Annotated in this window: 23 protein-coding genes; 13 read left to right on the forward strand and 10 right to left on the reverse strand. The window is 69.7% G+C overall.

From position 1 onward, the window contains the following. Window positions 1-22 precede the first annotated feature (22 nt). Together AC0NH5_RS27425 and AC0NH5_RS27430 are read right to left on the reverse strand one after the other, a co-directional pair. The gene (locus AC0NH5_RS27425) at window positions 23-3,079 is read right to left on the reverse strand and encodes a M4 family metallopeptidase (protein ID WP_474409193.1); all 3,057 of its coding nucleotides are present in this window, start codon (window positions 3,077-3,079) and stop codon (window positions 23-25) included. 109 nt (window positions 3,080-3,188) lie between these two features. Further along, complete coding sequence (locus AC0NH5_RS27430) at window positions 3,189-4,574, reverse strand: glycosyl hydrolase family 18 protein (protein ID WP_474409196.1); 1,386 nt, start codon at window positions 4,572-4,574, stop codon at window positions 3,189-3,191. A 144-nt stretch (window positions 4,575-4,718) separates the two neighbouring features. Between AC0NH5_RS27430 and AC0NH5_RS27435 the strand changes: the two genes are divergently transcribed. Then, window positions 4,719-5,540, forward strand: a complete 822-nt coding sequence (locus AC0NH5_RS27435) for an ATP-grasp domain-containing protein (protein ID WP_474409198.1) — start codon at window positions 4,719-4,721, stop codon at window positions 5,538-5,540. Between the two features lie 49 nt (window positions 5,541-5,589). On the opposite strand, the gene AC0NH5_RS27440 is transcribed toward AC0NH5_RS27435, so the two are convergent. Together AC0NH5_RS27440 and AC0NH5_RS27445 are read right to left on the reverse strand one after the other, a co-directional pair. Continuing rightward, complete coding sequence (locus AC0NH5_RS27440) at window positions 5,590-6,993, reverse strand: calcium-binding protein (protein WP_474409200.1); 1,404 nt, start codon at window positions 6,991-6,993, stop codon at window positions 5,590-5,592. A gap of 86 nt (window positions 6,994-7,079) precedes the next feature. After that, window positions 7,080-7,958, reverse strand: coding sequence for an aldo/keto reductase family oxidoreductase (locus tag AC0NH5_RS27445; protein ID WP_474409202.1), 879 nt, complete (start codon window positions 7,956-7,958; stop codon window positions 7,080-7,082). Window positions 7,959-8,079: 121 nt separating this feature from the next. On the opposite strand from AC0NH5_RS27445, the gene AC0NH5_RS27450 reads away from it, so the two are divergent. Beyond that, window positions 8,080-8,499: a winged helix-turn-helix transcriptional regulator gene (locus tag AC0NH5_RS27450; RefSeq protein ID WP_474409204.1), complete on the forward strand. Its 420-nt coding sequence runs from the start codon at window positions 8,080-8,082 to the stop codon at window positions 8,497-8,499. Here AC0NH5_RS27450 and AC0NH5_RS27455 read toward each other — a convergent pair. Continuing rightward, a complete protein-coding gene (locus AC0NH5_RS27455) occupies window positions 8,496-8,891 on the reverse strand; it encodes a nuclear transport factor 2 family protein (RefSeq protein ID WP_474409206.1) in 396 nt (131 codons plus the stop codon). The genes AC0NH5_RS27450 and AC0NH5_RS27455 overlap by 4 nt on opposite strands. 90 nt (window positions 8,892-8,981) lie before the next feature. Here AC0NH5_RS27455 and AC0NH5_RS27460 point away from each other — a divergent pair, with 90 nt between their 5' ends. The 3 genes from AC0NH5_RS27460 (at window position 8,982) to AC0NH5_RS27470 (ending at window position 10,886) form a co-directional block, all read left to right on the forward strand. Further along, window positions 8,982-9,491, forward strand: coding sequence for a sigma factor-like helix-turn-helix DNA-binding protein (locus AC0NH5_RS27460; RefSeq protein WP_474409208.1), 510 nt, complete (start codon window positions 8,982-8,984; stop codon window positions 9,489-9,491). Next, window positions 9,488-10,117: a hypothetical protein gene (locus tag AC0NH5_RS27465; RefSeq protein ID WP_474409210.1), complete on the forward strand. Its 630-nt coding sequence runs from the start codon at window positions 9,488-9,490 to the stop codon at window positions 10,115-10,117. Before AC0NH5_RS27460 ends, AC0NH5_RS27465 begins: the two co-directional genes overlap by 4 nt. 115 nt (window positions 10,118-10,232) lie before the next feature. After that, window positions 10,233-10,886, forward strand: a complete 654-nt coding sequence (locus AC0NH5_RS27470) for a fasciclin domain-containing protein (RefSeq protein WP_474409212.1) — start codon at window positions 10,233-10,235, stop codon at window positions 10,884-10,886. Between the two features lie 49 nt (window positions 10,887-10,935). Here AC0NH5_RS27470 and AC0NH5_RS27475 read toward each other — a convergent pair whose 3' ends face one another. Beyond that, window positions 10,936-11,838, reverse strand: a complete 903-nt coding sequence (locus tag AC0NH5_RS27475) for an NADP-dependent oxidoreductase (RefSeq protein ID WP_474409214.1) — start codon at window positions 11,836-11,838, stop codon at window positions 10,936-10,938. 105 nt (window positions 11,839-11,943) lie between these two features. Here AC0NH5_RS27475 and AC0NH5_RS27480 point away from each other — a divergent pair, with 105 nt between their 5' ends. Both AC0NH5_RS27480 and AC0NH5_RS27485 read left to right on the forward strand, forming a co-directional pair. Further along, window positions 11,944-12,342, forward strand: a complete 399-nt coding sequence (locus tag AC0NH5_RS27480; protein ID WP_474409216.1) for a winged helix-turn-helix transcriptional regulator — start codon at window positions 11,944-11,946, stop codon at window positions 12,340-12,342. A gap of 45 nt (window positions 12,343-12,387) precedes the next feature. Beyond that, window positions 12,388-12,849: a DUF427 domain-containing protein gene (locus AC0NH5_RS27485; protein WP_474409219.1), complete on the forward strand. Its 462-nt coding sequence runs from the start codon at window positions 12,388-12,390 to the stop codon at window positions 12,847-12,849. On the opposite strand, the gene AC0NH5_RS27490 is transcribed toward AC0NH5_RS27485, so the two are convergent. After that, entirely contained in the window at window positions 12,818-13,966 is a 1,149-nt protein-coding gene (locus AC0NH5_RS27490) for a hypothetical protein (RefSeq protein ID WP_474409222.1), read from the reverse strand. The two genes, AC0NH5_RS27485 and AC0NH5_RS27490, sit on opposite strands and share 32 nt — an antisense overlap. A gap of 307 nt (window positions 13,967-14,273) precedes the next feature. Between AC0NH5_RS27490 and AC0NH5_RS27495 the strand changes: the two genes are divergently transcribed. Further along, complete coding sequence (locus tag AC0NH5_RS27495) at window positions 14,274-16,358, forward strand: hypothetical protein (RefSeq protein WP_474409225.1); 2,085 nt, start codon at window positions 14,274-14,276, stop codon at window positions 16,356-16,358. Window positions 16,359-16,384: 26 nt separating this feature from the next. Here the strand turns inward: AC0NH5_RS27495 and AC0NH5_RS27500 are convergent, their stop codons facing one another. Both AC0NH5_RS27500 and AC0NH5_RS27505 read right to left on the reverse strand, forming a co-directional pair. Next, entirely contained in the window at window positions 16,385-16,642 is a 258-nt protein-coding gene (locus AC0NH5_RS27500) for an Ig-like domain-containing protein (RefSeq protein ID WP_474409228.1), read from the reverse strand. Window positions 16,643-16,669: 27 nt separating this feature from the next. Then, window positions 16,670-17,530, reverse strand: a complete 861-nt coding sequence (locus tag AC0NH5_RS27505; RefSeq protein ID WP_474409231.1) for a thermonuclease family protein — start codon at window positions 17,528-17,530, stop codon at window positions 16,670-16,672. A 615-nt stretch (window positions 17,531-18,145) separates the two neighbouring features. On the opposite strand from AC0NH5_RS27505, the gene AC0NH5_RS27510 reads away from it, so the two are divergent. After that, on the forward strand, window positions 18,146-20,944 hold the full coding sequence (locus tag AC0NH5_RS27510; RefSeq protein WP_474409234.1) for an AfsR/SARP family transcriptional regulator: 2,799 nt from the start codon (window positions 18,146-18,148) through the stop codon (window positions 20,942-20,944). A gap of 106 nt (window positions 20,945-21,050) precedes the next feature. Continuing rightward, entirely contained in the window at window positions 21,051-22,004 is a 954-nt protein-coding gene (locus AC0NH5_RS27515) for a ParB/RepB/Spo0J family partition protein (RefSeq protein WP_474409237.1), read from the forward strand. Window positions 22,005-22,051: 47 nt separating this feature from the next. Here AC0NH5_RS27515 and AC0NH5_RS27520 read toward each other — a convergent pair whose 3' ends face one another. Next, window positions 22,052-22,990, reverse strand: coding sequence for a JmjC domain-containing protein (locus AC0NH5_RS27520; RefSeq protein ID WP_474409239.1), 939 nt, complete (start codon window positions 22,988-22,990; stop codon window positions 22,052-22,054). 184 nt (window positions 22,991-23,174) lie between these two features. On the opposite strand from AC0NH5_RS27520, the gene AC0NH5_RS27525 reads away from it, so the two are divergent. The 3 genes from AC0NH5_RS27525 to AC0NH5_RS27535 all read left to right on the forward strand — a co-directional run bounded on the left by AC0NH5_RS27525 (window position 23,175) and on the right by AC0NH5_RS27535 (window position 25,622). Beyond that, window positions 23,175-23,366: a hypothetical protein gene (locus tag AC0NH5_RS27525; RefSeq protein WP_474409241.1), complete on the forward strand. Its 192-nt coding sequence runs from the start codon at window positions 23,175-23,177 to the stop codon at window positions 23,364-23,366. Between the two features lie 82 nt (window positions 23,367-23,448). Then, window positions 23,449-24,345 (forward strand): TOMM precursor leader peptide-binding protein, encoded by an 897-nt coding sequence (locus AC0NH5_RS27530; protein ID WP_474409244.1) that lies wholly within the window; start codon window positions 23,449-23,451, stop codon window positions 24,343-24,345. Continuing rightward, window positions 24,345-25,622 (forward strand): YcaO-like family protein, encoded by a 1,278-nt coding sequence (locus AC0NH5_RS27535; protein WP_474409247.1) that lies wholly within the window; start codon window positions 24,345-24,347, stop codon window positions 25,620-25,622. Before AC0NH5_RS27530 ends, AC0NH5_RS27535 begins: the two co-directional genes overlap by 1 nt. Window positions 25,623-25,633: the final 11 nt, after the last annotated feature.

The following is a 25,633-nucleotide window of genomic DNA, read 5'->3' on the forward strand; positions in this document are numbered from 1 at the left end:
ACGACCGGCCCGCACCGCGTGCTCACTTGACCTTGAGCTTCACCGTGCTGCTGGTCGCGGTCGCGTTGTAGGCACTGCCCGCGACCACCACCCGCAGCGTCCAACTGCCCTTCGTGAAGGCCCGGGAGATCGAGTACGCCCCGGTCGCCGTCGTCTTCACGCTGGTGACGGTCACCCATCGAGAGCCGGCTTTGCGCTGCAGAGTGACCTTCACACCGGCACGTGCCGGCTTCACCGCCCCCGAGATCCTGACCTTCTTCTTCGCCTTGGGCCTGGTCGTGCTCGCCTTCACCGTGACGGTGTGCCGCACGGTGATGCCCGGAGTCGCCGAGGTCGCCGGCCACATGCCCGCGGAGCCCGCGTACCGCACCCGGTAGGCCGTGGTGACCGCCGGCTTCACGGTCGACCGCCACGCGCCCTTGGCGTCGGTCTTCACCGTCGCAACCCGGCTCCAGACAGACTTGCCGGCGGGCCGCTGCTCCAGCGTCAGCGCCGCACCGGCGACGGCCGTGGTGCCACCACGGAGGACCTTGCCGCTGAGCGTGCCCGGCTTACCGAAGCTGACCGTCCCGGGAGAGACGCTCAGCGGGACGCCGGTCGGGCTCAGCGTCAGCGTCTTCTCCGGGCCGTCGCCGACCGCGCTGGTTGCGCGCAGCCCGATGGTGTACGACCGCCGGGTGTCCAGTCCGGTCAGCAGCAGCGACCGGGCAGACGCCGGCTGGGTGCTTCGGGTGCCCGGCGACACCCGGACGATCCAGCCGGTGACCAGCGCGTCCCCGGTGGCGTACGGCGCCTTCTCCCACGCCAGCTGTGCGGTGCCGCTGCCACCGGTGACGATGGCGCCGACCGGCAGGGCCGGCAGGTTCCCGGGCAGCACCTCCCAGGGCACCGAGGCCGTCACCTGATCGCCGTCGGCGTCGGTGGCGGTCAGAACCGTGGTGCCGGAGCCCACGGCCGTGGGTTTCCCGGCCACGGTGGCGATGTAGGTGCCGGGGCTGGACTGGTAGGCCGACAGCTCGAAACCGTCGGGCATTCCCGTCGCGGTCACCTTCACCGAGTTCGGCGGATCGTCGACGTAGTCAGGGGCGTCGACGAACGTCGCCCGGTAGATGGTGAACCTGTCGCCGGCCAGATACATGGTGAGCGCCGGCGATACGGATTGCGCGACGGGCGGCCCCTGGACGCGGAAGAGGATGCTCTCGCCCTTGGAGTTGCCGTCCGGATCGGTGGCCGTGACGGTGGCGAAGTACTCACCCTTGACCGTCACCGTCCCGCTGATCAGGCCGGTCCCGTCGACCGTCAGACCGGGCGGCATGCGGACCGCGCTGAAGGTCAGCGGTTGTCCCTGCGGCTCCCGCACCGGGATCTTGAGGTTGAACGCGTCGCCCACATGGAGCGTGTGCGACTGCTTGAAGGACTCGAACTGCGGCACGCCGTAGGCGCTGTCGGTGCCGTCCACGCCGACCGCCAGCCAGGCGGCGTCCACCGTGCGGTACTCGGCGCTGTCCGGGCCGTACAGGTCGGCGGCGGCGAGAAGGGTGGCGTCGCGGGCGCCGGCGTAGTTGGTGTTCGAGACCATGTAGAGGTTGAGTGCGCGGTACCAGATCTGCGCGGCACGGTCGTTGCCGATGCCGGTGACCGGCGCCGCGTCACCACACGGCGGGCTGTCGCCCCACTGCGTGACACCGCTGCCCACGGCCAGGGTGTAGAAGAACTTGTTGCCGATCCCCGACGAGTAGTGCGGGTCGAGGCCCCCGATCCCTCGCGACCAGCAGGAGACCGACTTGCCGTCCCGGCTCGGTTCGTCCATCCGGCGCAAGGCCGGGGTACGGGTCTCGGTCTTCTCGCCGACCAGGTAGTCCGGCGGGTCAGCCGGGTTGTTCGCGTGGAACTCGACAAGCGTGCCGAAGATGTCGCTGTTGGCCTCGTTCAGTCCGCCGGACTCACCGGAGTAGACCAGCCGGGCGGTACGGAAGGCGAGCCCGTGCGCCACCTCGTGCGCGACCACGTCGAGCGCAGTGAACGGCTTGCCGGTCAGTGCGCCGTCGCCGAAGAGCACGCAGACGCAGTCGTTGCGGAACGTGGCGTTCGCCTGATCGACGGCCTCGTGCACGTACGCCGGCATGCCCTTGCCGTCGTTGCGCACACCCGCGCGACCGAACGTCTCCAGCAGATAATCCCAGGTCTGGGCCATGCCGTAGTGCACGTCGACGGCGTCCGTGGCACGGTCGGCACGGGTGCCGTCGCCCCACTCGTCGTCCGCGTCGGTGAACTCGCCCCATTTACCGGGCGCGAGATAGTAGTCCTGGTTGAGCGCGTCCCGGACGGTGTTGCCGCCGCGACCCTCGTCGATCAGGGCGTAGGCGCCGTCGGCCCGCTTCGTGGTGGCCAGCGGGACGTCGCCGTTGTGCAGCCCGTGCCCGGTGCCGGCCTCGGCGGCGTGCACGACGGCGTAGGAGCGGCGGACCTTGCCCGTGGTGGCATCGACGATCACCACCCGGTCAGAGGTGGCCACCTCCCAGGCCAGGGCAGGCTCTCCGGAGAAGGCGTCGACCACCTTGCGGACGCTGGACTTGCGCCCGTCGACGGCGTCGGCGGCCTGGTCGCGGCCGATCCGGGCGGTGGCCGGGACGTCGATCTCCCGCTGCTGGGCCAGGGTGGCGCCGATGAAGCCGCCGTCGGCGCCGGAGTGGACGACGAAGTCGCCGCCGAGGACGGGAAGTCCGGCGTGGGTCCGCTCGAAGCGCACGTGGCGGGTCCCGTCGGGGTCGACCACGGTGTCCACGTCGCGGAAGCGTTCCGCGGGGGTGGAGCGGATGGCCTTGCGGTTGGCGCGCAGGTTGGTCCTGGCGTTCTCGGCCGCCTCGGTGGGCGTCGCCTTGGCCTTCGGCTTCGCCTTCGCTTTCGCCGGCGCGGTCGCGGTGGCCGGCGGCGAGCTCGCCGGAGTGGACGTCTGCGGCGCCGCGGCCGTTCCGGTCCACTGTGGTTCGGTGTCTTCTCCGGTCACCGCGATCCCGGCCCCGATCAGGACCAGCGTGGCGGTGACAGCTATCAGGCCACGGCTGTGCCGTGCTGCCATCTCATTCTCCCCCGTCGATCATTGATGACGGTGGAACGATAGCGTAACGGCGCTGCATCGGCGGGCCGCACCGGTTCTGCCGGTACGGCCCGCCACCCTCTTCAATGGATCAGGGAAGCGTCCATCGCTGGTTCGCACCGGCGAAGCAGTCCCAGATCTGCAGCCGGGTGCCGTTTGCCGAGCTGTTGTTCTGCGCGTCCAGGCAGCGGTTGCTCACCGGGTTGCGCAGCGTGCCGTTGGACTGCGCCTGCCACTGCTGCGCACCGGTGCCGTTGCAGTCGTAGATCTGCACCAGGGCTCCGTTCGCGGTGCCGGCGGCGGCCACGTCCAGGCACTTGCCGAGCGCCCGGACGGTGCCGTCGGTGCCGACCGTCCAGTTCTGCGCGGTGGTGCCGTTGCAGTCGTAGAGCTGCACGGCCGTACCGTTGGCGTTGCTCGCCGAGGCGACGTCGACGCACTTGCCGCCGATGCCGGTGATGCGGCCGGTCCGGCCGGCGGGCGGCGGTTCGGTCGGCCCGCTGCCGCCCATCACGGTTTCGTAGATCGCACTGACCAGCGAGTTGGCGCCGGTCGCATCCTGCGACAGCTCCCAGTTCATGATGCCGCCGGCGTTGGCCAGCGCCCACTGGGTCTTGCGCCGGATCGTCGGCAGCCCGTTGTAGCACTGCTGCGCGCCGCCGACGGTCACACAGTCCCGGTTGGCGTTGGCCGGGTCCATCGCCACCAGCTGGGCGTACGTGTAGTAGCCGGGCCGGCTGTAGAACGGCACACCCAGCACCGTCTTGGCCTTGGGCAGGCCGCGGCTCTTCCAGAAGTTCGCCGCGTTGATCGACCAGTCGTAGCCGGCGTGCGGGGTGCCGCCGTCGTACGCCATGATGTTCAGCCAGTCGACGTAGCCGAACACCGCGGGTTGCACGCCGTTGGCGGCGCCGCCCTCGCTGACCACCGCTGCCGTCAGCAGCTTGCCCTCGTTGTGCAGTGCGGTGCTGAGCTGCCCCATCAGGGCCGTGTAATTGGTGGCCGAGGCGCCCGGGTCCGGGTACTCCCAGTCCATGTCGATGCCGTCCAGGTTGTACTGGCGGACCACGCTCATCACCGAGTTGACGAACGTCGTCCGGGTTCCGGCGTTGGCGGCCAGGGCCTCGAAGGCGGAGTCGTTGCCGTCGTTCCAGCCGCCGATGGCGAGCGAGATCTTGGTGTTGTTCTGGTGCCCGAGGGTGACCAGCTGCTGGAGCTTGGCGGTGTTCTCGATGGGCTGCAGCGTGCCGTTGGCGTTGGGCAGCGCGAACGAGTAGTTGATGTGGGTCAGCTTGTTGTACTGGACGCTGGTGACGCTGCCGGCCCAGGACGGCATGTATCCGACGCTCTTGAAACCGTTGGGCAGCACCGCCGCCTGAGCCGCGCTCGAGGTGGTGAGAGCGATGGCAGTGCCTGTCGCGGCCAGGGTGAGGGCGGCGGCGACCGCCGCCCACCGGCTCGTTCTCCTGATGCTCATGGGGATGACGACCCTTCGTGTCCGGCGTGCCGAGCGCGCCGTGGGGATGACTGCGGGCCACCAAAGGTTAGGAAAGTTAACTTAAAATCGTCAATATGATCCGCCGGTTCCGGAACAGAATGACGTGTTACATAAGGTGGGCCGATGATGCTGCTGGTACCGCGGGATGTGGTGAATCCGCGGCGGGTCGACGACCACTTCGCCGACGAGGCGGCCGCGGCGCGCGAGGCGGGCCACCCGGTCGGGCTCATCGACCATGACGCGCCCGCGGCCGGCGTCTCCCGGCTCCCGGCCGCCGCGACGACCGCTGTCTATCGCGGCTGGATGCTGACCGCGGGGGCGTACGCCGAACTGGCCTCCGCTCTCACCGACCGTGGCATCACGCTGCGCACCAGCGCTGAGCAGTACCGCCGCGGCCACGAACTACCCGGCTGGTACGACGCACTGCGCCCCTTCACGCCCGCATCGGTCTGGACGCGCGGCGCCGATCGCGGCGACTTCGAACGGGCGTGCGCCGCGCTCGGCGACGGGCCGGCGGTCATCCGCGACTACACGAAATCGATGAAGCACTACTGGCACGAGGCCGCCTTCATCCCGGATCTGGGCGACTCCGCCGCGGCCTGGGCCGTCGCCCGGCGGCTGCACGAGTTGCGCGACGACGACTTCACCGGTGGATTCGTCCTGCGCCGCTTCGAGGACTTCACCGGCGCCGAGGTGCGGACCTGGTGGGTCGACGGGATCTGCCGGGCGGTCAGCGCTCACCCCGACACCCCCGACCAGCAACCGGCGGACCTCTCCGTGGCGTTCCTGGCGCCCGCGGTGGCCGGGGTCGGCCTGCCGTTCGTCACCGTGGACCTGGCTCAGCGCACCGACGGCGTGTGGCGGGTGATCGAGCTCGGTGACGGCCAGGTCAGCGACCGGCCGCGTACGCTGCCGCCCTCGACCTTGATCGAAGCCGTCTTCTGAAACGGCGGAAGGCCGCCCCGGACCCGGAGCGGCCTTCCCTCGATCGCGCCTAGACCGGGAACGGTGACCCGGTCGCCGGCCGCGAGACCTCGCAGTTCGCCAGCTTGTCGCCCTCGTCGTTGGTGAGGCAGTTGTCGCCGGCCGCGCCGTTGTCGCCGCCGTCCAAGGAGTCGATCATCTGGTCCTTGGCGCCGTCGAGGTAGTCGTCGCCGGCCTCGCCGAAGAGGTGGTCGACGCCCTCGTCGCCGAGCAGCACGTCGTCGCCGCCACCGCCGCGGATGATGTCGTTGCCCAGCATGCCGTCGAAGGCGTTGGGCCCGTCGTTGCCGGTCAGCGCGTCGGCGGCCTGACCACCCCGGACGTTCTCCACGTCGGCAGCGATCGTGTCCTTCTCACCGGCCTGCCCGTCGTCACCCACGGCACCGTCGAGGTCCACGGTGATCGGGACGAAGCGCCAGCGGTAGTCGGCGGTGTCCACCCCCGCACCACCCAGCAGGTGGTCGTTGCCCGCCCCGGATTCGAGCAGGTCGTTGCCGGAACCGCCCTCGAGGCGGTTCACCCCGGCATAGTCCAGGAGCGAGTCGTTGCCGCCGTAACCGTAGAGCAGGTCGTTGCCGGCGAGCCCGGACAGCGTGTCGTTGCCGTTGGTGCCGTAGATGCGATCGTTGCCGAGGCTGCCGACCAGGTACTCGGCGCCGGTGATCGTGTCGCCCTCACCCTGCCGGCCGTCGTCGCCCTTGACACCGTCGGAGTCCATGGTGATCGGCTTCTTCCGGCCGGAGTACGAGACCATGTCCATCCCGGCGCCGCCGGAGAGCAGGTCCGCGTCCGCGAAGGCCGTGTCGTCGCCCTGACCGTGACTGTCGTCGCCGGCACCGCCGTACTCCCGGTCGTTGCCCCTGCCGCCGTTGAGGTTGTCGTTGCCCGCGCCGCCGGAGAGCGCGTCGTCACCGTTGTCCCCGTACAGCCCGTCCACGCCGCCCAGGCCGTGGAGACGGTCCGCCCCGGTGCCGCCGAACATCACGTCACCGGCCGGGCCGCCGATCATCGTGTCGTTCCCCGAGCCCCCGTAACCGGAGAGCACCAGGTTGGTCTTGTTGGTCACCTTGTCGTGGCCGGAACCGAGATTGATGCCGACGTGCCCGATCTCCTTCGAGGTGGTGCACCGGACCTTGGTCTTGTCCTTCTTGACCGCCTTGCAGCCCTTGCCCGCCCGCACCGCGACCCGGTCGTCGATGGTGACGGTCCGGCCGGACCGGGTGATCACGACCGCGTTCCTCTTGCCCGAGCCGGCCCTGAAGATGACGCCGATCGGGTCGCCGGGCTCGATCGGTGGCGCCAGGTAGACGACGCCGGTGGCCGCGGCCTGCGCGGGCGACGCGACCACCCCGACCGCGGCCGCGGTGGTGAACAGAGCCACTCCGGCTCTGGTCAGCCAGACACTCCTGGACATCGCTGTTCCTCCCCCGTCGGACACGCGTTCATCGATTGTTCCCGGATCGTAAAGCAGGGGCGCTACGTTGCGGTTCCGTCGTCACGTCAGATTTTCGGCTGTCGGCCGATCTTGTCCAACTCGGCCAGATCGTCGCCGGAGAGCTGAAGGCCCGCGCCGGCGACGTTCTCGCGCAGGTGAGCCGTCGACGAGGTGCCCGGGATCAGCAGGATGTTCGGCGACCGGTGCAACAGCCAGGCGAGAGCGACCGACATCGGCGCCGCCCCCAGCCGGTCGGCCACCGCCGTGAGCGCCGACGACTGCAGCGGGGTGAAGCCACCCAGCGGGAAGAAAGGCACATACGCGACGCCCTCCCCGGCGAGCGCGTCGATCAGCTCGTCGTCCTGGCGGTGCGCGAGGTTGTACATGTTCTGCACGCACACGATCGGCGCGATCGCCTTCGCCTCGGCCACCTGCGCGGCCGTCGCGTTGCTCACCCCGAGGTGCCGGACCAGGCCCTCCCGCTGCAGCTCGACGAGCGTCCCGAACGCGTCGGCGACCGAGCCGGGCTGCGGCCCCTCGGCGTTGCCGAGCCGCAGGTTGACCACGTCCAGCACGTCGAGGCCGAGCGCGTCGAGGTTGTCGTGCACGGCCCGGCGCAGGCTGTCCGGGTCGCGCGCCGGCGGCCACCCACCCTGTTCGTCGCGGGTCGCGCCGACCTTGGTCACGATGTGCAGCGAATCCGGGTACGGGTGCAGCGCCTCCCGGATCAGCTGATTGGTGATGCGCGGCCCGTAGGCGTCCGCCGTGTCGATGTGCGTGATACCGAGTTCGACGGCCTCACGGAGGACGGCGAGCGCTTCCGCGTGGTCGGCGGGCGGGCCCATCACCCAGGGACCGGCGAGCTGCATGGCGCCGTACCCGAACCGGCTGACCGTCAGATCGCCCAGCGTCCAGGTGCCGCCGGGAAGGGAGGTGGGGACCATGCTGGTGCCTCTGTCTCTCGTGCTTGATCTAGGATGCTGCTCCACTATGCGGAGGTAACTCTCCGACGGGAAGTACGCACTTCCAGGTTCGTTACGCACTCAGCAGTGAGAGGAGCCGGCGATGGCAACGACGACAGCGGCCCGGAAGAAGGCGCGGGCGAAATCGGAGTACGACGCCTTCCTGGCGGTCTGCCCCAGCCGCCAGTTGCTCGACCGGATCTCCGACAAGTGGGTCGCGCTGATCCTGGCCGCCCTGGGCAGCGGCCCCGACTGCGCCGGCGGGCCCCGCCCGATGCGCTACTCCGAGCTGTCCCGCCTGCTGGCCGGCGTGAGCCAGAAGATGCTCACCCAGACCCTGCGTTCCCTGGAACGGGACGGCTTGGTCACTCGCACCGTGGTCCCGACCGTGCCGGTCACGGTCTCCTACGAGCTGAATGAACTCGGTCTCTCGCTGCACCGGACGATGCGCGGCCTCAAGACCTGGGCCGAGGAGCACATGGACGAGGTGCTCGCCAGCCGGGCCGCCCACGACACGCCTTAACCGGCGGCGGCCTCGCGCTGGATCTGCTCGAACTCGTCGGCCATCGCGGCGGCCAGCGTCTGCGCCGCGGACAGCGGACGGACCATGACCGTGAACTCGTCGATCAGGCCGCTCTCGTCCAGGTGCAGGAAGTCGCAGCCCTCGACCGCGACGTCACCGATCCGCGCCTCGAACACCAGCGCGTGGTCGCGGCCACCGTCGCCGCCGCTCAGCTCACGGACGTACCGGAAATCCTCGAAGACCCGCAGCACGCCGCGCAGGATCGCCGCGGTGATCGCCTTGCCCGGATAGGGCTTGAACGCCACCGGGCTGCGGAAGACCACGTCGTCGGCCAAGGTCGCCGTGATGGCATCCGGGTCGCGTGCTTCCACCGCGCTGCGAAAATCGATCATCCGGTCAGCGTACGGGCTGTTCGTCCCGACTTTTTCGCACTGCGCCGGCCGTCAGGTAAGTGAATGGCGGCGCCCTGGCGTAATACCGGTGTGGCACATCAACCGGCGGAGTTCGCCGCCTTCTACGAGAACGCCCGGGACGACTGCCTCCGGGCGGTGGCGGCCTCCATCGGCGACCGTCAGGCGGCCGAGGACGTCGTCGCCGAGGCGTTCGCCCGGGCCTGGGCGTCGTGGCCCGCTGTCGCGCGGCATCCGGCGCCCCGGGCATGGGTGGTCCGTACCGCCCTGAACGCGCACACCTCCTGGTGGCGCCGATGGCGCCGGGAGGTACCCGCACCCGGCGGGCCCGGCCACGACCGTCCGGCTCCCGGCGACATGGACGACCTGCTGCCCGACCCGCGCATGATGACCGCGCTGCGGGCGCTGCCCACCCGGCAACGTCAGGTGATCGCCCTGCGCATCTTCCTCGACCTGGACAGCCACACCACCGCCCGCACCCTCGGCATCGCCACCGGCACGGTGACCGCTCATCTCGCCCGGGCCACGCGGGCCCTGCGCATTCACCTGGCGCCCGTCCACGAACAGGAGCAGCAACCATGATCGACAACAACGACGATCTGTACGCGCGGGTCCGCTCCGAGTTCGCCGAGCTGCACCTGCGGAACCCGGTCGCCGACATCGCCGCCCGCGGCCACCGTCTGCGCCGCCGTCGCCACGCCACCACGGCTGCCGGCCTCGCCGTTCTGGCCGCCACGACCACCGCAGGCCTGGCCGTGGGGCTGTCCGCCGACCCGTCGCCCGCTCCCGCGCCCGCGCCCGCGCCGCCGATGAACGCGGCGGCCTGGTCGGTGGAGGCCCGCCCGGACGGCAGCGTCCTGCTCACCATCCGGCAGCTGACCGACGCCGGCGATCTGACCACCACGCTGAAGAAGGCCGGTGTGCCCGCCAAGGTCGAGTTCAAGAAGCTGCGCCCCGGTCAGACGGCGGGCTGCCAGGAGAACGGTCAGTCCTCGTCCCCGCTGCTCCTGCGGGTCCTCCCCGTGCCGACTGCCCCGCCGGGGGTCGACGAGCAGGTCTTCACCATCCGGCGTGACCTCATGCCCCCCGGGTCCAGCCTGCACTTCGTGATCATGGAGCAACCGGACGACACCGGCGCCCGCCACCGCTCCGTCCACACCGGACTCGTCGACGGCGAGCCACTGCCCTGCAAGCTGTTCGATGAGTGACGGCGCCGGCTCGTCAGAAACTTTTTCGACCAACTGCATCCAATCCTCCGAGTCCCGGCGAAGTACGGGTAGCAGCTGATCGGCTGCCACCCGTACTCGGAAAGGACGTCCGAAGATGAGGCTCATCCGACTGGGCAAGCAGGCCGCCGCCGTGGCCACCGCCGCCATCGTCGCCTCCGCCTTGACTGCCGCGCCGGCCTCGGCCACCGGTAAGAAGCCGCTGAAGACCAAGTCCCTCGCCGCGGTACTGACCGCCGACAAGAGCGGCTTCGACCGGAACGGCCACGACTTCGACATCCTGACCGCCGCCGTGCAAGCGGTGCTCAAGGCCAAGCCGTCCAGCCCGGTGAAGGTGCTCGCCGACGGAAAGACGCGGGTCACCGCGTTCATCCCGAACGACCGGGCGTTCCAGCTGCTGGTCGCCGACATCACGAAGAGCAAGCGGCTGCCGGGCGAGAAGAAGTCGTTCAACGCGGTCGCCGGACTCGGCATCAACACCGTCGAGTCGGTGCTGCTCTACCACGTCGTCCCCGGCGCCACGGTCAACCGCAAGGCCGCGCTCAAGTCCGACAACGCCAAGCTGAAGACCGCCGCCGGCAGCACCATCAAGGTCAACGTGTACGGCCCGCGCTGGCACAAGCGCATCTCGCTGATCGACGCCGACCGCAGCGACCGCAACCCGCGCATCAACCGGTTCGACATCAACAAGGGCAACCGCCAGATCGCCCACTCCATCGACCGCGTTCTGCGCCCGATCAACCTCCCCTGATCCCCCGGCTGCGGGCATGGGGTGCATGCACCCCATGCCCGCACGCGGATCAAGGAACGATGACCACACCACCGCGTACGCCGCCCTGGGCCAGCCGCTCATGGGCGGCGGCCGCGTCGGCGAAGGAGTACACGCCGGCGACGCGGAGCGGGATGCCGCCGCCGGTGACAAGCTTGACCAGTTCGCCGAGCCGGGTCCCGTCCGGCTCCACCTCCAGCGCGTAGGTCTGGATCCCCCGCACCGGTTCCGGGCGGAGCGGCGGCGACGCGGCCACATATCCACCGCCGTCGCGGACGAGCTCCAGCAGCGAGGAACCGATCACTGCGAGGTCGATGACCGCGTCGAACATCCCCGCCGGCTCCTCGGTACGCGACAGGAATTCCGCGCCCAGCGACTCGACGAACTCACGGTCGCCCGCTCCGGCGAGTCCGGTGGCGTGCAGCCCGGCCGCCCGCGCCAGCGCCAGGGCGAACCCGCCCACCTGCCCGGCAGCCCCGGTGACGAGCACGGTCGATCCGGCCGGCAGGGCGAGCAGGTCGAGGGCCTGGGCTGCGGCGAGGCCGTTCGTCGGCAGGGTCGCCGCTTCGGTGGCGGGGACCTCGCTGGGCGCCGAGGTCAGCCAGGCCGCGTCGAGCACCACATGTTCCGCGTGCGCGCCGGCCGTGGTCCGCAGCCACGGCGAGAAGCCGAGAACCTCGTCACCGACCGCGAACTCCTCGACCGATCCGCCGATCGCGTCGACCGTGCCCGCCACGTCCCAGCCGGGCGTGTAGGGCAGACCGGTGGGCAGCGGGGCCGGGAACCGGCCGGAGCGAACCATCAGGTCGACCGGGTGTACGACCGACGCGGCGACTCGTACCCGGACCTGTCCTGGCCCGGGCTCGGGCACCGGCACGTCGGCCACCTGCAGGACCTCCGGCCCACCGAACTGTGCGTAGCTGACTGCGCGCATCGCCGTCTCCTTCATAGGACTTCAGGAACACCTCGACCGTACGAACGAAGGGAACTGTGAGAAAGTAGGTACCTCGAAGTGCCTAGGGCACCGGAGGAGGACGCGATGGCCACGACGACCGCGGCACAGCGACGTGAACAGGCGAAACGCGACTACGACGCGTTTCTGGACGGCTGCCCGACCCGGGAGCTGCTGAGCAGGCTCACCGACAAGTGGGTCGCGCTGGTGATCCCGGCCCTCGCCGGTGGCCCGCTGCGGCACAGCGAGATCGCCCACCGCATCGCCGGTGTCAGCCAGAAGATGCTCACCCAGACTCTGCGGACGCTGGAGCGGGACGGCCTGGTCACCCGCACGGTGACTGCTTCGGTGCCGGTCCGCGTCGACTACGAGCTCACCCCGCTCGGCCATGAACTGTTTCCCGTCATGGTCGCGATCAAGGACTGGGCGGAGGCGCACATGGACCACGTCTTCGAGGCCCGCGCCCGGTTCGACGCACGCCCCTGAGACAGTGCGGGTGCAGTGCGGCGGCGATGCTGGCACGCTGGGCTGATGGAATCGGTCTGGGACTACCCACGCCCGCCGCGCCTGGAGCGCACCGATGCCCGGGTGACGGTGAGGCACGCCGGGCAGGTCATCGTCGACAGCGACCGCTGCTGGCGGGTCCTGGAGACCTCACACCCGCCGGTCTACTACGTGCCCCGCGCCGAGATCGCCGACGGCGTGCTGGCGCCCGGCACCGGCCGGTCGTACTGCGAGTTCAAAGGCGACGCCACCTATTGGGACCTCATCGCCGGCGAGACCCGGGTGCGACAGGCCGGCTGGTCCTACGAAAGCCCCACACCCGCGTACGCGGAGATTGCCGGCGCCGTCGCCTTCTATCCGAGCCGGGTCGACGAGTGCCGGGTGGCCGGCGAACTGGTCCGCCCGCAGGAAGGCGACTTCTACGGCGGCTGGATCACCGCGGACATCACCGGCCCGTTCAAGGGCGGCCCCGCGACGATGGGCTGGTAGAAGCCGACTCCGACGTTCGCTCGCCGGCCGCGGCCGGGGCCAGCCGTTCGACCAGCACCGTGCTCACATCGGCGGTGACGCGTACGTCGTACTTGTTCTTGGCGGTTGGCCAGCCCGTCTCCCGAAGCCTGGCACCGGCCTTGACCCCGCGCTGAGCTTTGCCGTTGACGGTGGCAAGGCCGGCGCCCTTGGCCAGGCGAACCCGCACCGGGGCACCCGTCTCGGTGCGGACCGTCAACTCGCTGACCGACCCGGTCACCGCGATCGGCACGACACCTTCCGGCTCGGACAGCTGCAGCACCCCGCGGGACACATCGGCGGCAAGCTCGACGCCCACGAGACCGCCCGCCTGCGAGTCCACGTCGAGCGCGGTCGCCTCGCCGGTGAGCTTCACCGTCCAGGCCACCTTGGCGTTGAGCAACACCTCGGCGCCCACCGTGCCGGCCGCCCCGCCGGCGAGAGCGAGCAGCGAGCCGTTCCCGACGTCAGTCAGCTGCAATACCGCGCTCTGGTCCAGCGCGGTGACGTTCAAGAGCGCCTCGCCCAGATCCGCCGTGCGGACGCGCAACGTGGTCGCCGCGCCGACGATCTCAAGCCGCCGCTCCGTGATCGCGCCGAGCGGTGCGGTCAGCGGCGCCGCCGGCGGCGGCTGGACGACCTCGGGCGGCTGGGACACCGGCCCGCCGCCGATCTCCGCGGCCGCCGCCGACCGCGGCGAGGGTGGGCGGTAGGCCTCTGCCTGACCCAACACCACCCCGACGGTCAACGACACGAGGACGGCCGTGAACACCCACAGCCGCCACGGCCTGCGAATCTGCTGCTCATAGATGAGTGCAACCCGTCCCGTCACCCGAGGCGCCGGCTGGCTGCCCGCCTGCGTGCGGGTGGGCGGCTGCCTTTCGCCCAGCCGCTCGGCGGGCGGGACGCCGCCGGCAGGCAGGCTGGGTGCGTTGCCGGTCAAGGGGACCTGCGGCGCGTCACCGACCCTCGGGCGACCCAAGGGATGTCCGGGAACCGGAAGGGTGGGCCGATTGGAGGCCGGAGTTCCGGTGAAGAAGCGCATGACGACGTCCGCGCGCTGCTGAGCCGACGACGCCTCGTCGAACTGGTCGGCCACCCGGCACCTCCACTGACCGGGGCACCCGGCCCGGCACTACGAAATACGGACGCAACGCCACCTCGGATCGATGAACATCGCACGATTCGCATCCCGTGTGAAGTGAGGCCGCGAAATCCGCCCGATCAAGCCCGGAGGCGCCGGCTTCCGGTACGGAACCAGTTGCCCGCCGTCACGCAAGCCCGACGACCCGCGCGCGACCGTCGCGTCGCTACGGACCCGTACTTTCGGTTGATGTCGATGTATTGATCTTGTCCATACGATCTTCGGGCGGGCCGCCGCCCGCCCTGATCAGTACGGAGATCGCATGCTTGTGTCCCGGGCCGCGGTGGCCGCCACCGTCCTCTTCGCGGCCACGGCCGTGGGCTTCGGTCTGGCCGTCGGCACCGCCTCCGCCGACTCCGACGAGGCGCTGCCTCTCACGTCGTTCGGTGAGATCACGATCGACGCGGTGCACAAGCGGGTCTTCATCAGCGACCCCGTTGCCGGCAAGGTTCTCGTGACGACCTACCAGGGGCACTCGGTAGCCGAGTTGAGCGGCCTTCCCGGGGTATGGGGCCTTGCCCTCTCGGCCGGCTCCGGTGACCTCTACGCGGCCGCCCCCGGGGCACACGCGATCGTCCAGTTCTCGACCGACACACTGCGTGAATCGAAGCGGTACCCGGTCGGGGACGCTATCGAGCTGGGGGACGTCGTACCACCCGTCAGTGGCAAACTCTGGTTCTCCGCGAAGGTGGAGAACCAGAGTTTCCTGGACGGCGGAGGGCTGGGCTCGGTAGATCTGGATACGTCCGAGGTCCGGCTCCATGACGGATCTGTCGACGGAACCAGCTTCCACAGCGCGCCCATGCTTTCCGTGGCGCCGGGTGAGCCCGGCCTGGTGCTCGCCACCGAAAACAGGAGCTCCCGTAGTGAGAGCAGCGTGTTCGACGTCTCGTCCGGCACCGAGCAGTTGAAGCTGGACACGGACATGTCCGGGCAGATGACCAACGACTCGGCACTCTCCGTCGATGGCAGTCACGTGCTGCAGGTGACCGTCGGCATCACCCGCATCCGGGTCACCGACGGGGACAAACAGGACGTCTATCCGGGACTGCGGCTGCGGCCGACCGCTGTGGAGGTCGCGCAGGACGGCCGGATAGCGCTCGGTCTCAGCGAAGCCGGGACGAAAGACGTCTACGTGTTCCGGGAGGGTTCGGACGAGCCCGAGGCAATTTACGCCCTACCGAACGTGATCAGTCAGACTTCCGAGCCTGGTGTGACCTACCGCGGTCTCGCCTGGGAACCCGGCGGTCCGCGCCTGTTCGCCGTCGGCCACGCCATCCATTCCGGATACTGGCTCTTCACCCTGAACGACCCGGATCCAGAACTGCCGGATCCGACACCATCCACGACCTCGCCCAGCACAACGCCACCTTCCCACGATCCGTCGGTGCCCCCGCGGACGATGTACCTGAACTGGTACGGACCCCCTACCGCAGTCCGGGGCAAGCCCGTCACCCTGGCAGGGTGGATCATGGCGGCCGCGAACGTGCCTCCGCCGGCGGGTTCCGTTCTGACCGTGCGGCGGATCGACATCGGATCTCCCTCGGGAACCCCGTTGGGCACCGTGAAGACCGACGCCAACGGCGGCTTCAGCCTGATCGACACTCCCCCCAACGGCGGAAATATCCGCTACTCCTTCTCGTTCGCCGGCAGCCCGGGATTCGCCCCGGTCTCATCCGCGATGCTGCTCAACATTCCCCGGGCGCGGGCGCCGCTCAGCCTGTCGCGAGGCTCTGGGACGGGAGTGCTGCCCTACGGCGCCACGGTGAGCCTCACTGCCAAACTTGGTGCCCCCTACCAGAACCGGGTCGTGGAGATCTGGGCCGACCCGCATGGAGCGGACCAGCGTGACCGCCTGATCAAGCGGGCACCTGTGAACGGCTCGGGCAATGTGGTCACTGCCCTCAAAGCCACCAGGAACACCCTGGTAACCGCCCGGTTCACCGGTGACGGCGCCTACGAACCCGGTTCCGCCCGGCTCGAACTGTGGACCAGGGTCAGCGCGAACACCACGCTGGCCCGGCACTACAAGACCAAAAAGATCGGCTCGACGACGTACCAGTACTTCCGGGAGTCGAAGGATCCGCTGATCAAGCACACCATGACGCCTTACCCCGGGCGCCAGGTCCGCACCACCATCCAGGCCTGGTCCGGCGGCAAGTGGAGACTCTGGTCGGGCCGCAACACCAAATTGAGTTCGACCGGAAAGGCGTCCTTTACCTTCATCACCGGCAAAAGGATCGGCAAACGGTTCCGGGTGCGGGCCGAATACCTCCGCGGAACGGTGGGGGACAGCGCCAACTCCGACTCCGCCGGCCCCTGGAGGTACTTCACCTACACCAGGTGACCTACGGATCGCATAGTCCTCGCCTTTCAGTTGTGCGCACCGATGTCAGCGGCGATAGGTGCGTTCGTGCTGTACCTGACGTGGCCGGCCTTGTCATAGGCGCGCACCTGCACGGTGAACCTCTTGCCGTACTTCTTCGGATTCAGCACGAAACTGTAGGCAGCTTTCGCATCGGTCGCCCCCGCCTTGCCGTTGACCAGCATCTGCACACGCGCCATGCCGTTGCGGTCGGAGGCGGCCACAGTCAGCGTGGTCTTCGCCGCACCCGCACGTCCTGAAAGCAAATCAGCGGATCGCGGCGATCCCGCCTGCTAACTGGAGAGTTGCAGGTCTTGCCGGGCTTGGTCGAGTTGGTCCTGCCAGATCCAGAGTCGGTGCTGGGGCGGAACCTGGTGGTAGCCGTACAACCCGACATTCGTCATGGTGCGGAGGTCGATGCAGACACGCTGGTATGCCTCAGCGATCGCGGCCGCGGGATCGTCCAGCTCACGCTGTCCGAGTTTCACGCAGGCGCGGAACTCGTATGCAAGCAGAAGGTCTTCGCCGAATTCAGCCCACGCACCGAGCCGCTTGGACCAGGCTTCGTCGGCCGCCTCGAGGAGCAGGCCCAAGTCGTCGTTGCGGGGGATGGACGGGTAGATGAGGAACATCGCCGCCCACCCGGCGGCGACCATGTCGAGGTTGAAGGTGCGCCGGTCGGGATGGTCGCGCGGCGGCAGCGGATCGCTCAAGCCACCCGCGAACCACGGCGCCACATAGGCCAGCAGCCGGCCGTTGCGTTCGATCAGCTCGCCGGTCGCGATGACAGCGGCTTTACGGCGGCCTCCGTCGGGACGGGTCAGCCGGCGTTGCTGCATCGCATCGAGCTCGCCGGTGGCGCGGTCACCGGCAGCGATGTGCCGTGCCGCCGCGTCGGGCACGATCCTCGACACCAGATAGTCCCGAAGGCCTTGAGGCAACGCGTCGTAGGTGCCATCCAGCAGCCGGGTCCGGCACCGCTCCAGGGTGGCTTGCGCGGTCGTCGCCGCGCCGGCGAAGGTCGCCTTCTCCGGGGTATCGACGCAGACCATCCGCACCGGCATGAAGATGTTGGGAGTGTCGCCGTCCGAGACACTCAGCAGCTGATGATCGGACGCCGGGCGAATCACGCGGGGAAAGTCGAACGCGACCACGGGTCGTACTCCCTTGTCTGGGGTAGCGTCGCCTACGTTGGCCAGTCGACCACGATGGCGCGCAAGCGGCAGTCAGCCATGGGACACGACTCACCCGTACAGGTGACAGCCGGCGGCCCGTCCTAGTAGCGGGCTCCCGTAGCGGCTTCCAGCGATGCGGGCTTCAAGGCTTCGGGGTGTCATCAAGGTCGGCCGCTGTCATCCTCGATTGCGTCGAAATTCTTCCGAGGCCGAGACGAAACTCCGGCCTGGCCGACGCGCACGGTCAGCGATGAGCACCTGCGCATTTTCGTCGTACTTCTTATAAATTGCGACGAGCGCCGGAGGGGCGTCACGAGCGACACAATGGCCGCCGAGACAGCGGAATCCGGTCCCATCCGGCTACGTGTGACCCTTCGACAGGGTGATGCGCGACCCGACCAGCCTGGCCTTTGCGTTTGCGCCACCCCGCCGCCTTTGCGTTTGCGCCAGCCCCGCCACAACGGCCAACACCCCGGTGAACGGGCGACGATCACGTACAGTCCGGTCGATGTCGAATCGGGGGTTCGGCCGAATGTCCTCTGCGGACGGCGGACGCCTGTCGAACGGTCGGCTACGCAGGCGCATGGGGGAAATATGCAGATCAGCGTCCTCGGTCCGTTGCGCGTCGACGCTGACTCGGGACCGGTGACGATTCGCTCGGCGATCCAGCAGAACCTCCTGGCCGTACTACTCGTCCACGTGAATCAGCCGATTCCGGCGGACACCCTCGTCCACTGGGTCTGGGGAGCCGTGTCGCCGGGGAAGACGACGTCCAACCTGCGAGTCCACCTTCACCACCTTCGGCGCCTGCTGGGGGCCGAGGCGATCTCGCACGAGCCGGGCGGATACCGCCTGGTCATCGACGCCCACGACGTGGACGCCCAGCGCTTTCGTGACGGCGTCGATCAAGCGCGCCGATCCCTGTCGGACGGCCTCCTGCACGAGTCGCACCGAACCTTCCACGACTCCCTGCGCCTGTGGCGCGGGTCGGCGTACTCGACGTGCCGCGACCCGCAGCCGGTCTCGCAGGAGGCGGCAGCCCTGGACGCCCTGCGGCTCGACGCCCAGGAGGAACTGCTCGGCGTCGACATCGAGCTCGGCCGGTACGCCGAGGCGAGTGCGACAGCGACGGCACTGGCCGCGGCCAACCCGCTGCGCGAGAGCCTGCACGAGAAGGCCATGCGGGCGCTGTACCTCGCCGGCCGCTCCGCGGATGCCCTGACGCTCTACGAGCGGTTCCGTCAGGGACTGAGCGCCGAGCTCGGTGTCGACCCGGGATCCTCGCTGCGCCTGCTGCACCAGCAGATCCTGCGCGGCGAGCTGCGCCCCGCCGGCGACGACCGAGTGCGGGTGACAGCCCCGGCCGCCCCGGCGCCGGTGCCGTCAAGCGCCGAGCCCGCATCGCCGGCCCAGCTGCCGGCACCCACCGGCACCCTGGTCGGCCGCGACGCCGAGCTGCGAAAACTCGACCAATTCGGCTCCGTCGGCTCGGCCGCGGGGGCGCCACCGGTCGCGCTGATCGGCCCCGCCGGAGTCGGCAAGACGGCGTTGCTCCTGCACTGGGCCGACCGCGCCCGGCCTAGCTACCCTGACGGTCAGCTGTTCGTGGATCTGAGTGGATTCGGCCCGGCGGCACCGCTGCCCGCCGCCGAGGCGCTGGAGGGCTTTCTGCTGGCCCTGGGCGTGCCGGCGGGACGGATTCCCGGGCGGATGGACCAGCGCGCCGCGCTGTTCCGCTCGCTGGTCAGCCGCCGCCGCATGCTGCTGGTTCTCGACAACGCAGTCAGCTCCGAACAGGTCCGGCCGCTGCTGCCCGGCGCGGGCCCCAGCCGGACCCTCATCACCAGCCGGCGCCGGCTCGACGGGCTGGCCGCCCGGGAGGACGCGGTACTGCTGGCGATCGAGCCGCTCGATCCCGGGCACAGCCGTGAGCTGCTGGTGGCCGGCGGTGGCACCGAGCTGGGCGACGAGGGCATCGACGTGGTCGTCGAGATGTGCGCCGGACTGCCTCTGGCGTTGCGGATCGCCGCGGCACGGCTGCGTGGAAGCCTGTCGGCGCGAGACCTCGCGCGCCGGCTCAGCGATGAGAGAACCCGGCTGTCCGCGCTGAGCATCGAGGACGACACGATGGCTGTCCGGGCCGCGTTCCAGGTCTCCTACCAGCCGCTGCCGTCCCCGGCGGCGCGGATGTTCCGGCTGATCGGACTGCATGCCGGCCGCACACCGTCGCTGTCCGCGTGCGCCGCGCTGGCGGGGCTGCCGGTCGACGAGGCCCACGCCCAGCTCGACGCCCTGGTCGCCGCCCACCTGCTGCGGGAGGACTCCACCGATCGGGTGGCCATGCACGACCTCGTCCGGGTCTACGCGCGTGAGCAGGCGGAGCACGACGATCAGGCCGCCAACGACGAGGCGTTGCGCCGGGCGCTGATCTGGTACCTGCACGCCAGCGACGCGGCCAGTCAGGCCGCCCATCCGCACCCGGCCGCGGCGACGCGGGACCTTCCCCCGCCGGTGGTCCCGGTGCCCGAATTCGCCGGTGTGCCGGAAGCGGCGCGGTGGCTGGACCGGGAGCTGCCGAATCTGACCGCCATGCTGGAGGCGGCTGTGGACCGGGAGTGGAACGACTTGGCCTGGCGCGTGGTGCACGCGCCCAGTCCGCTGCTCGGCCGGCGCATGGAGCGGCAGCGGTGGATCACCCTGGCGAAGATCGGCCACGCTGCCGCGGTGCGGGCTGGTGCCCGCGACGCCGAGAGTTTCTTCGACAACGCCATGGGCATCGCTCACGCCCTGCTCCAGCAGTACGAGGAGGCCGAGAAACACCTCCGGGCCGCCATCCGGTTGCGTACCGAGGCCGGCGACATCGACAGCCTTCTGGTCTCCCGGCAGAATCTCGCCGCCCTACTCGGCGACACGGGCCAGCCCGAGGCCGCCATCGCCGAGTTCGAGACGGTGGTCCGCATCGAGAGGGAACGCGGGTCGAACGCGCGGGTGCCCTCCGCCCTCAACAACATCTGTAAGAACCTGCTGCGCCTGAACCGTGCGGCCGAGGCCGTCGACTCCGGATCGCGGGCGAGCGCCGCGGCGGCCGCCCAGGGGGACGTCACCTCCGAGGCGTACGCCCACCTGCACCTGACGGAAGCCTGCACGGCGCTGGACCGTTACGCCGAGGCCGAGGAGCACTGCCGGCGAGCCGTCCACTTGGCTCGCATGTGTGGTGACCTCTTCGTTGAAGCCTCCGCCCTCCAACTCCACGGTGATGTCAAGGACCGGGAGGGCAGTCCGGACGAGGCGCACGCCCTCTGGAAGCGCTCGGCGGAGCTGTTCGACGTGCTCGACGCCGCCGACGAGGCCGCGGCGGCTCGCGCTCGCACAGCCGGCACTCCGGTCGGTTAGGTCTGCCCTAAACGTGGCCCTAACGCGGTCGCAACGGTCCGCTGCGACAGTGGTCCGACCGGCGACAACACACGGGGATACGGTTGTGAGCGGACACGATGGACCGATGGTCATGCACGGCTGGGGATCGTGGGAGGAGGACGGGACGCAGCCCGTCGAGGAGGTCGCCGTCGCGCTCCTCCGGGCTCCGGACACACCGCGCCTTGCCGGTGAGGACTTCGCCCACACGAGGCTGTTGGCGCAGGTTCAGACGCCGCTGCCGCCGATCCTGGTCCAGCGGGGCACCCATCGCGTCATCGACGGATGGCACCGGGTCCGGGCGGCCCTGCTCAGTGGCCGCCGGACCGTGGCGGTGCGCTATTTCGACGGCTCGGAGCATGACGCCTTCGCATTGTCGGTGCGGCTGAACGTCAAGCATGGCCTGCCGCTGCCCCGGGCCGACCGGGAATCGGCGGCGACGCGTCTCATCCGGTCCCATCCGCTCTGGTCGGACCGGGTTCTCGCGGACGTGACCGGCCTGGCGCCGAAGACGGTGGCAGCGATCCGCCGGCGCGCCGGCGTCGAGGCGATCGACCGCCGCATCGGCCGGGACGGACGGATCCGGCCGATGGACAGTACAGCCGGACGGCTGGCCGCCGAACGGCTTCTCACCGACCGGCCGCACGCGTCGCTCCGGGAGGTCGCCGCCGAGGTGGGCATCTCGCCGGCCACGGTCCGCGATGTCCGGCAGCGGCTGCAGCGCGGTGAACCCTCGGTCACCCGCTCCCGGAGCGCCGTCCACCCGGTCGACGCCGCCGGAGTTGTGTCGGCCGGCGCGGAGAAGGATCTCGCGGAGGCGGTGCACGGCCTGCTGCGGGATCCTTCCCTGCGCTCGACTGAGTCCGGGCGGAGCCTGCTGCGGTGGCTCCTGCCGAGAGTGTCCGGGTTGGACGGGTGGCGCCCAGCCCTGCAGGAACTGCCCTCGCACTGCACATACGTGGTGGCGGCGATGGCACGACGGTGCGCCGACGAGTGGCGCGACCTCGCGGAACACCTGGAGAGGACAGCTCACAACAGCTGAGGCCGAGCTCGTTCAACCGATGACCGGTGTCGGGTTGAACAGGCTTCTCAAGGCTGGTTCGGGTCGCTGTCCGGCGGGAGCAGCCCGAGCGCGGCGGCGAGCCGGTGCCGCTGATCCGTACGTGACACCGGCCCACGCCCCTGCTCCTGCGGCAGGGTCAACAGCGCGCGGGCCTCGGTGAGCACCGTGGCTGGGAACTCCCATGCGGCGGGCGATCCGGACCAGCCCGAGGTGACCCGGTGCCGGCCCAACAATTCGTGGATCTCAAGCAGCTGGGACTTGAGGATCTCCGCACCGGTGGGCGGGCTGGCGATGACCGACAGGTGCAGGGACGCCTCGTCAAGGCTCTCCGCCCGGTGCGGCCACGCCGGCGGCATGTAGCACTTGTCCCCGGGGGAGATGACGAACTCGATGACCGGCACGGCGCCGTCCGGCAACGTCACCGGACCGTCGTCGTGCGCATCCGGAAGTGGCTTGTAGATAAGCCACTTCTTACGGCCCTCGAGCTGCTTCACAAACACATGCACAAGGTCCTGATGAACGGGGAAGGCTCCGTAACCCGGCGGGCTGAGGATCGCGATCGCCGCCGTGTCGAGGCCGGACTTCTCGCTGATCGCCCGGCAGAGCCGAGCGGCCGGCTCCCAGTATTCCTGGAGATCATTGAGTTGAATGGTGGCGCCTTGCGAAAACTCTTCCGCGATTCTGGAGATGTTCAGATATCCGCCGGCGATACTGGCCGCGTCCTTACGGGTGTTGAGTGGGCGCCCGGTGGTGTACAACCGCCGGTCGGCGGGTGCGCCGTTCTTGTTGACGACGACCTGCGGATAGCGGGCCCGGCCGTCGACGAGGAGCTCGAAGACCTGGCGAATCGTCAGAATGAGCTGGTCGTCGCCGTTCGCCCGCTCGAAATGCACCTCACGGTTCCAGGCCACGGCAATCGCTTCTTCTCTTGGCAGCGACTGCGGCCAGTCCTTTTCCTCGCCCATTGGCCACGCCTTTCAATGATGTCCCGATCGCCTCGCGGCGTTGTCGGCCGGAGTCAACCCCGGGGCTGAACCACCCGTCAATGGTTACCGAGTGGCGCAGTTGTACAGCGCATAGAAGATGTATAGGAGGCCGCCTCAGGAACGAGTAATCATGGTGCCAGCAATTGACGAATTGGAGGAAGTCATGGCACAGATGGTGGCCGAACGCTCGTCGGTGGAACTGCGGACCGAGGGGCTCGAACTCGAGGTTCTCGAGCTGGAGAGCTACGAACTGCCGAAGGCCGAGACCGTTCCGGCCTGCGGCTGCGCCGGAGCCGCTTGCGGCGGTCTGGGCGCGTGCGGAATCCGGCCGCGATTCACCGAGTCGCGCGACTGATTCAGAACCAGTGACCGGGTGTGCCGGGCCGCGGGGTCCGGCACACCCGTTCCGGCGACGGGTGGGGCAGGGGGAGGAAGACGTGAGCTTGTCGTTTGTGCACGGCCTGTCGTACGCCGTGGAGGACCAGATGGTGACGGTGATCCGGGGAGACCGGGCCGTCCGCTATCGAGGGCCCGGTGCCGACCTCCTCGGGCGAGCGCTACCGCTGCTGGCCACCGGTGACGACCTGCCCACGGTCACCCGGGCCCTGGGTGATGTCCGGCTCGCCCCGGTCGTCGAGGGCATCGCCCAGCGGCTCGTCGACGACGGATTCGCCGTTCCGGCCGGTGCGGCGGGCCACACGGTGCGGCACCACGTGGCGGTGGCCGGTGACGACGCACAGGTGGCGGCTGTTCACGAGGCGGCGCCCGAAACGTGGCGCGTCATTTCCGTACCGTTGGAAGGTCTTGCCGATCTCGATGTGCAATGTCACGCAAGGCTGGTGTGGGTCTCCGACCCCAACAGCGCCGAGATCGCGGCCTGGAACGAACGCGCGTTGCGCGAGAACCTCCCCTGGATGCCGGTCATCGAGTTCGACGGCAGCGTGGCGATCGTCGGCCCCTATATCGAGCCGGGCCGGTCGGCATGCTTCGAATGCTTCCGCCGGCGTCGCTCGGCGTGGCACGCGGGTGACGCGAGCTGGTTGCACGCCCGCCGCCTGGGATCGCTCACCGGCGGCTCACTGCCGAGAGCTCTGCCGGCCGCCGTCGCCACCGTGGTCCTCGACTCCTGGCTCACCCGGAACGATCCGGCCGTCGTCGGTGCGGTGCACGCGATATCACCGAAGGCCGGCGTGACGATCGACGTCGAGTACGTGCTGCGGGTCCCCCGGTGCGGAGCCTGCCGTCCCGTTCCCGCGGCGACCCGGCCGACGGTGTGGGCCGACTACCGGCGGCAACTGGAGGATCTGAGCCTCGACGCCGGAGAGAGGCACTGATGGGCTCTGACATGCTCGCCCGCCTCCAGGGCACGGTCGTCGGGTTCACCGGACCGGTCGACGAGATGCTCACCGGCGCGGGTGGCGTACGCCTCTGCCGGTCGACAGCCGGGGTGCGCGCGACTCCCAGCACCATCGGCGTCGACTGGGATTTCGACGCGGGGCTGGGCATCAGTGAGCGCCGCCTCGACAGCCGGATGGCCGCGGTCGGTGAGGCCTTCGAACGCTATGCGGTGGCCTGCGTCGACTCGTCCCGGGTGCAGGTTCGGACAGCCACCCACGACGCGCCGCACCTCGCGGCCGACGAGTTCGCCCACTTCCTGCCGGAGCAGTACGAATCAGCCCGATTTCCGCTGCGTCCGCCGCCGGCTCGGGACGAACCCATTCCGTGGATCTCCGGGCTCGACCTGGCCACCGGCGAGGAGACATGGCTACCTGGTCTGGTCTGTTCGTCATATTTCGTCGACCACCGCAGCGGCGAGACGACGAGGGTGGGCCGCTGGTTCGAGCCGACCAGCAACGGCGTCGCCGCCGGCGGTGACCCCCTCCGGGCCACCCTCTCCGCACTGCTCGAACTGATCGAACGCGACGCGTTCATGCTGATGTGGTACCACCGGCTGAGGCTTCCCGACGTGCGGATACCCCCGGGCGGCCCGTTGGCCGCTCTCCTGGACCGGGTCGTCGGGTCGGCGCGGGTCCGGGCACGGCTCATCGATCTCACTGAGGTCCACGGAATCCCCTGCGTGCTTGCCGTTCTGTGGCGCGACTGCGACGGCCGGCCGGTCCACAGTCTCGGCGGAGCCGCGGCCACCTCCCTCGATCGAGCCGCCACCAAGGCCCTGTCCGAGGCGGCCGGCCTCTATGAAGGCTTCCGGCTGCGCGCGATGGCCCACGCCCAGCGCACCATGTCCCCGGAAGACGTGACGGGATTCGCCGAGCACGTCGAATACTTCACCGACCCCGCGCATCGCGACGCCATCGACTGGCTCCTGGAACCGGTGGACCCCGCGCCCGAGGTTTCCCGGCCGTGGCCAGAGCGGACACTCGCCCAGCTCGCCACCGGATTACGAGCTCGGGGCGTCCGCACCTATGCCGTCGACCTGACACCGGTCGAGGGTGCCGACGCGGGATTGTGCGTCTACCGGGTCGTCTCACCCGACCTGCTCATGTTGGAGATGGATCACAACGCCCGGCAGCTGGGCAGCGCACGGCTGCGGAACTGGCCGTCCGCGATGCCGGCCGGCGAACTCAACCCGGACCCGCATCCGTTCTCCTGAAAGGCGACTGT

Source organism: Actinoplanes sp. 13, from assembly GCF_056134165.1.

What these genes read in the sequence shown, in the direction of transcription:
- AC0NH5_RS27425 (WP_474409193.1), bottom strand. Translation starts at nt 3,079, where the DNA reads ATGGCAGCACGGCACAGCCGTGGCCTGATAGCTGTCACCGCCACGCTG.
- AC0NH5_RS27430 (WP_474409196.1), bottom strand. Translation starts at nt 4,574, where the DNA reads ATGAGCATCAGGAGAACGAGCCGGTGGGCGGCGGTCGCCGCCGCCCTC.
- AC0NH5_RS27435 (WP_474409198.1), top strand. Translation starts at nt 4,719, where the DNA reads ATGATGCTGCTGGTACCGCGGGATGTGGTGAATCCGCGGCGGGTCGAC.
- AC0NH5_RS27440 (WP_474409200.1), bottom strand. Translation starts at nt 6,993, where the DNA reads ATGTCCAGGAGTGTCTGGCTGACCAGAGCCGGAGTGGCTCTGTTCACC.
- AC0NH5_RS27445 (WP_474409202.1), bottom strand. Translation starts at nt 7,958, where the DNA reads ATGGTCCCCACCTCCCTTCCCGGCGGCACCTGGACGCTGGGCGATCTG.
- AC0NH5_RS27450 (WP_474409204.1), top strand. Translation starts at nt 8,080, where the DNA reads ATGGCAACGACGACAGCGGCCCGGAAGAAGGCGCGGGCGAAATCGGAG.
- AC0NH5_RS27455 (WP_474409206.1), bottom strand. Translation starts at nt 8,891, where the DNA reads ATGATCGATTTTCGCAGCGCGGTGGAAGCACGCGACCCGGATGCCATC.
- AC0NH5_RS27465 (WP_474409210.1), top strand. Translation starts at nt 9,488, where the DNA reads ATGATCGACAACAACGACGATCTGTACGCGCGGGTCCGCTCCGAGTTC.
- AC0NH5_RS27470 (WP_474409212.1), top strand. Translation starts at nt 10,233, where the DNA reads ATGAGGCTCATCCGACTGGGCAAGCAGGCCGCCGCCGTGGCCACCGCC.
- AC0NH5_RS27475 (WP_474409214.1), bottom strand. Translation starts at nt 11,838, where the DNA reads ATGCGCGCAGTCAGCTACGCACAGTTCGGTGGGCCGGAGGTCCTGCAG.
- AC0NH5_RS27480 (WP_474409216.1), top strand. Translation starts at nt 11,944, where the DNA reads ATGGCCACGACGACCGCGGCACAGCGACGTGAACAGGCGAAACGCGAC.
- AC0NH5_RS27485 (WP_474409219.1), top strand. Translation starts at nt 12,388, where the DNA reads ATGGAATCGGTCTGGGACTACCCACGCCCGCCGCGCCTGGAGCGCACC.
- AC0NH5_RS27495 (WP_474409225.1), top strand. Translation starts at nt 14,274, where the DNA reads ATGCTTGTGTCCCGGGCCGCGGTGGCCGCCACCGTCCTCTTCGCGGCC.
- AC0NH5_RS27510 (WP_474409234.1), top strand. Translation starts at nt 18,146, where the DNA reads ATGCAGATCAGCGTCCTCGGTCCGTTGCGCGTCGACGCTGACTCGGGA.
- AC0NH5_RS27515 (WP_474409237.1), top strand. Translation starts at nt 21,051, where the DNA reads ATGGTCATGCACGGCTGGGGATCGTGGGAGGAGGACGGGACGCAGCCC.
- AC0NH5_RS27520 (WP_474409239.1), bottom strand. Translation starts at nt 22,990, where the DNA reads ATGGGCGAGGAAAAGGACTGGCCGCAGTCGCTGCCAAGAGAAGAAGCG.
- AC0NH5_RS27525 (WP_474409241.1), top strand. Translation starts at nt 23,175, where the DNA reads ATGGCACAGATGGTGGCCGAACGCTCGTCGGTGGAACTGCGGACCGAG.
- AC0NH5_RS27535 (WP_474409247.1), top strand. Translation starts at nt 24,345, where the DNA reads ATGGGCTCTGACATGCTCGCCCGCCTCCAGGGCACGGTCGTCGGGTTC.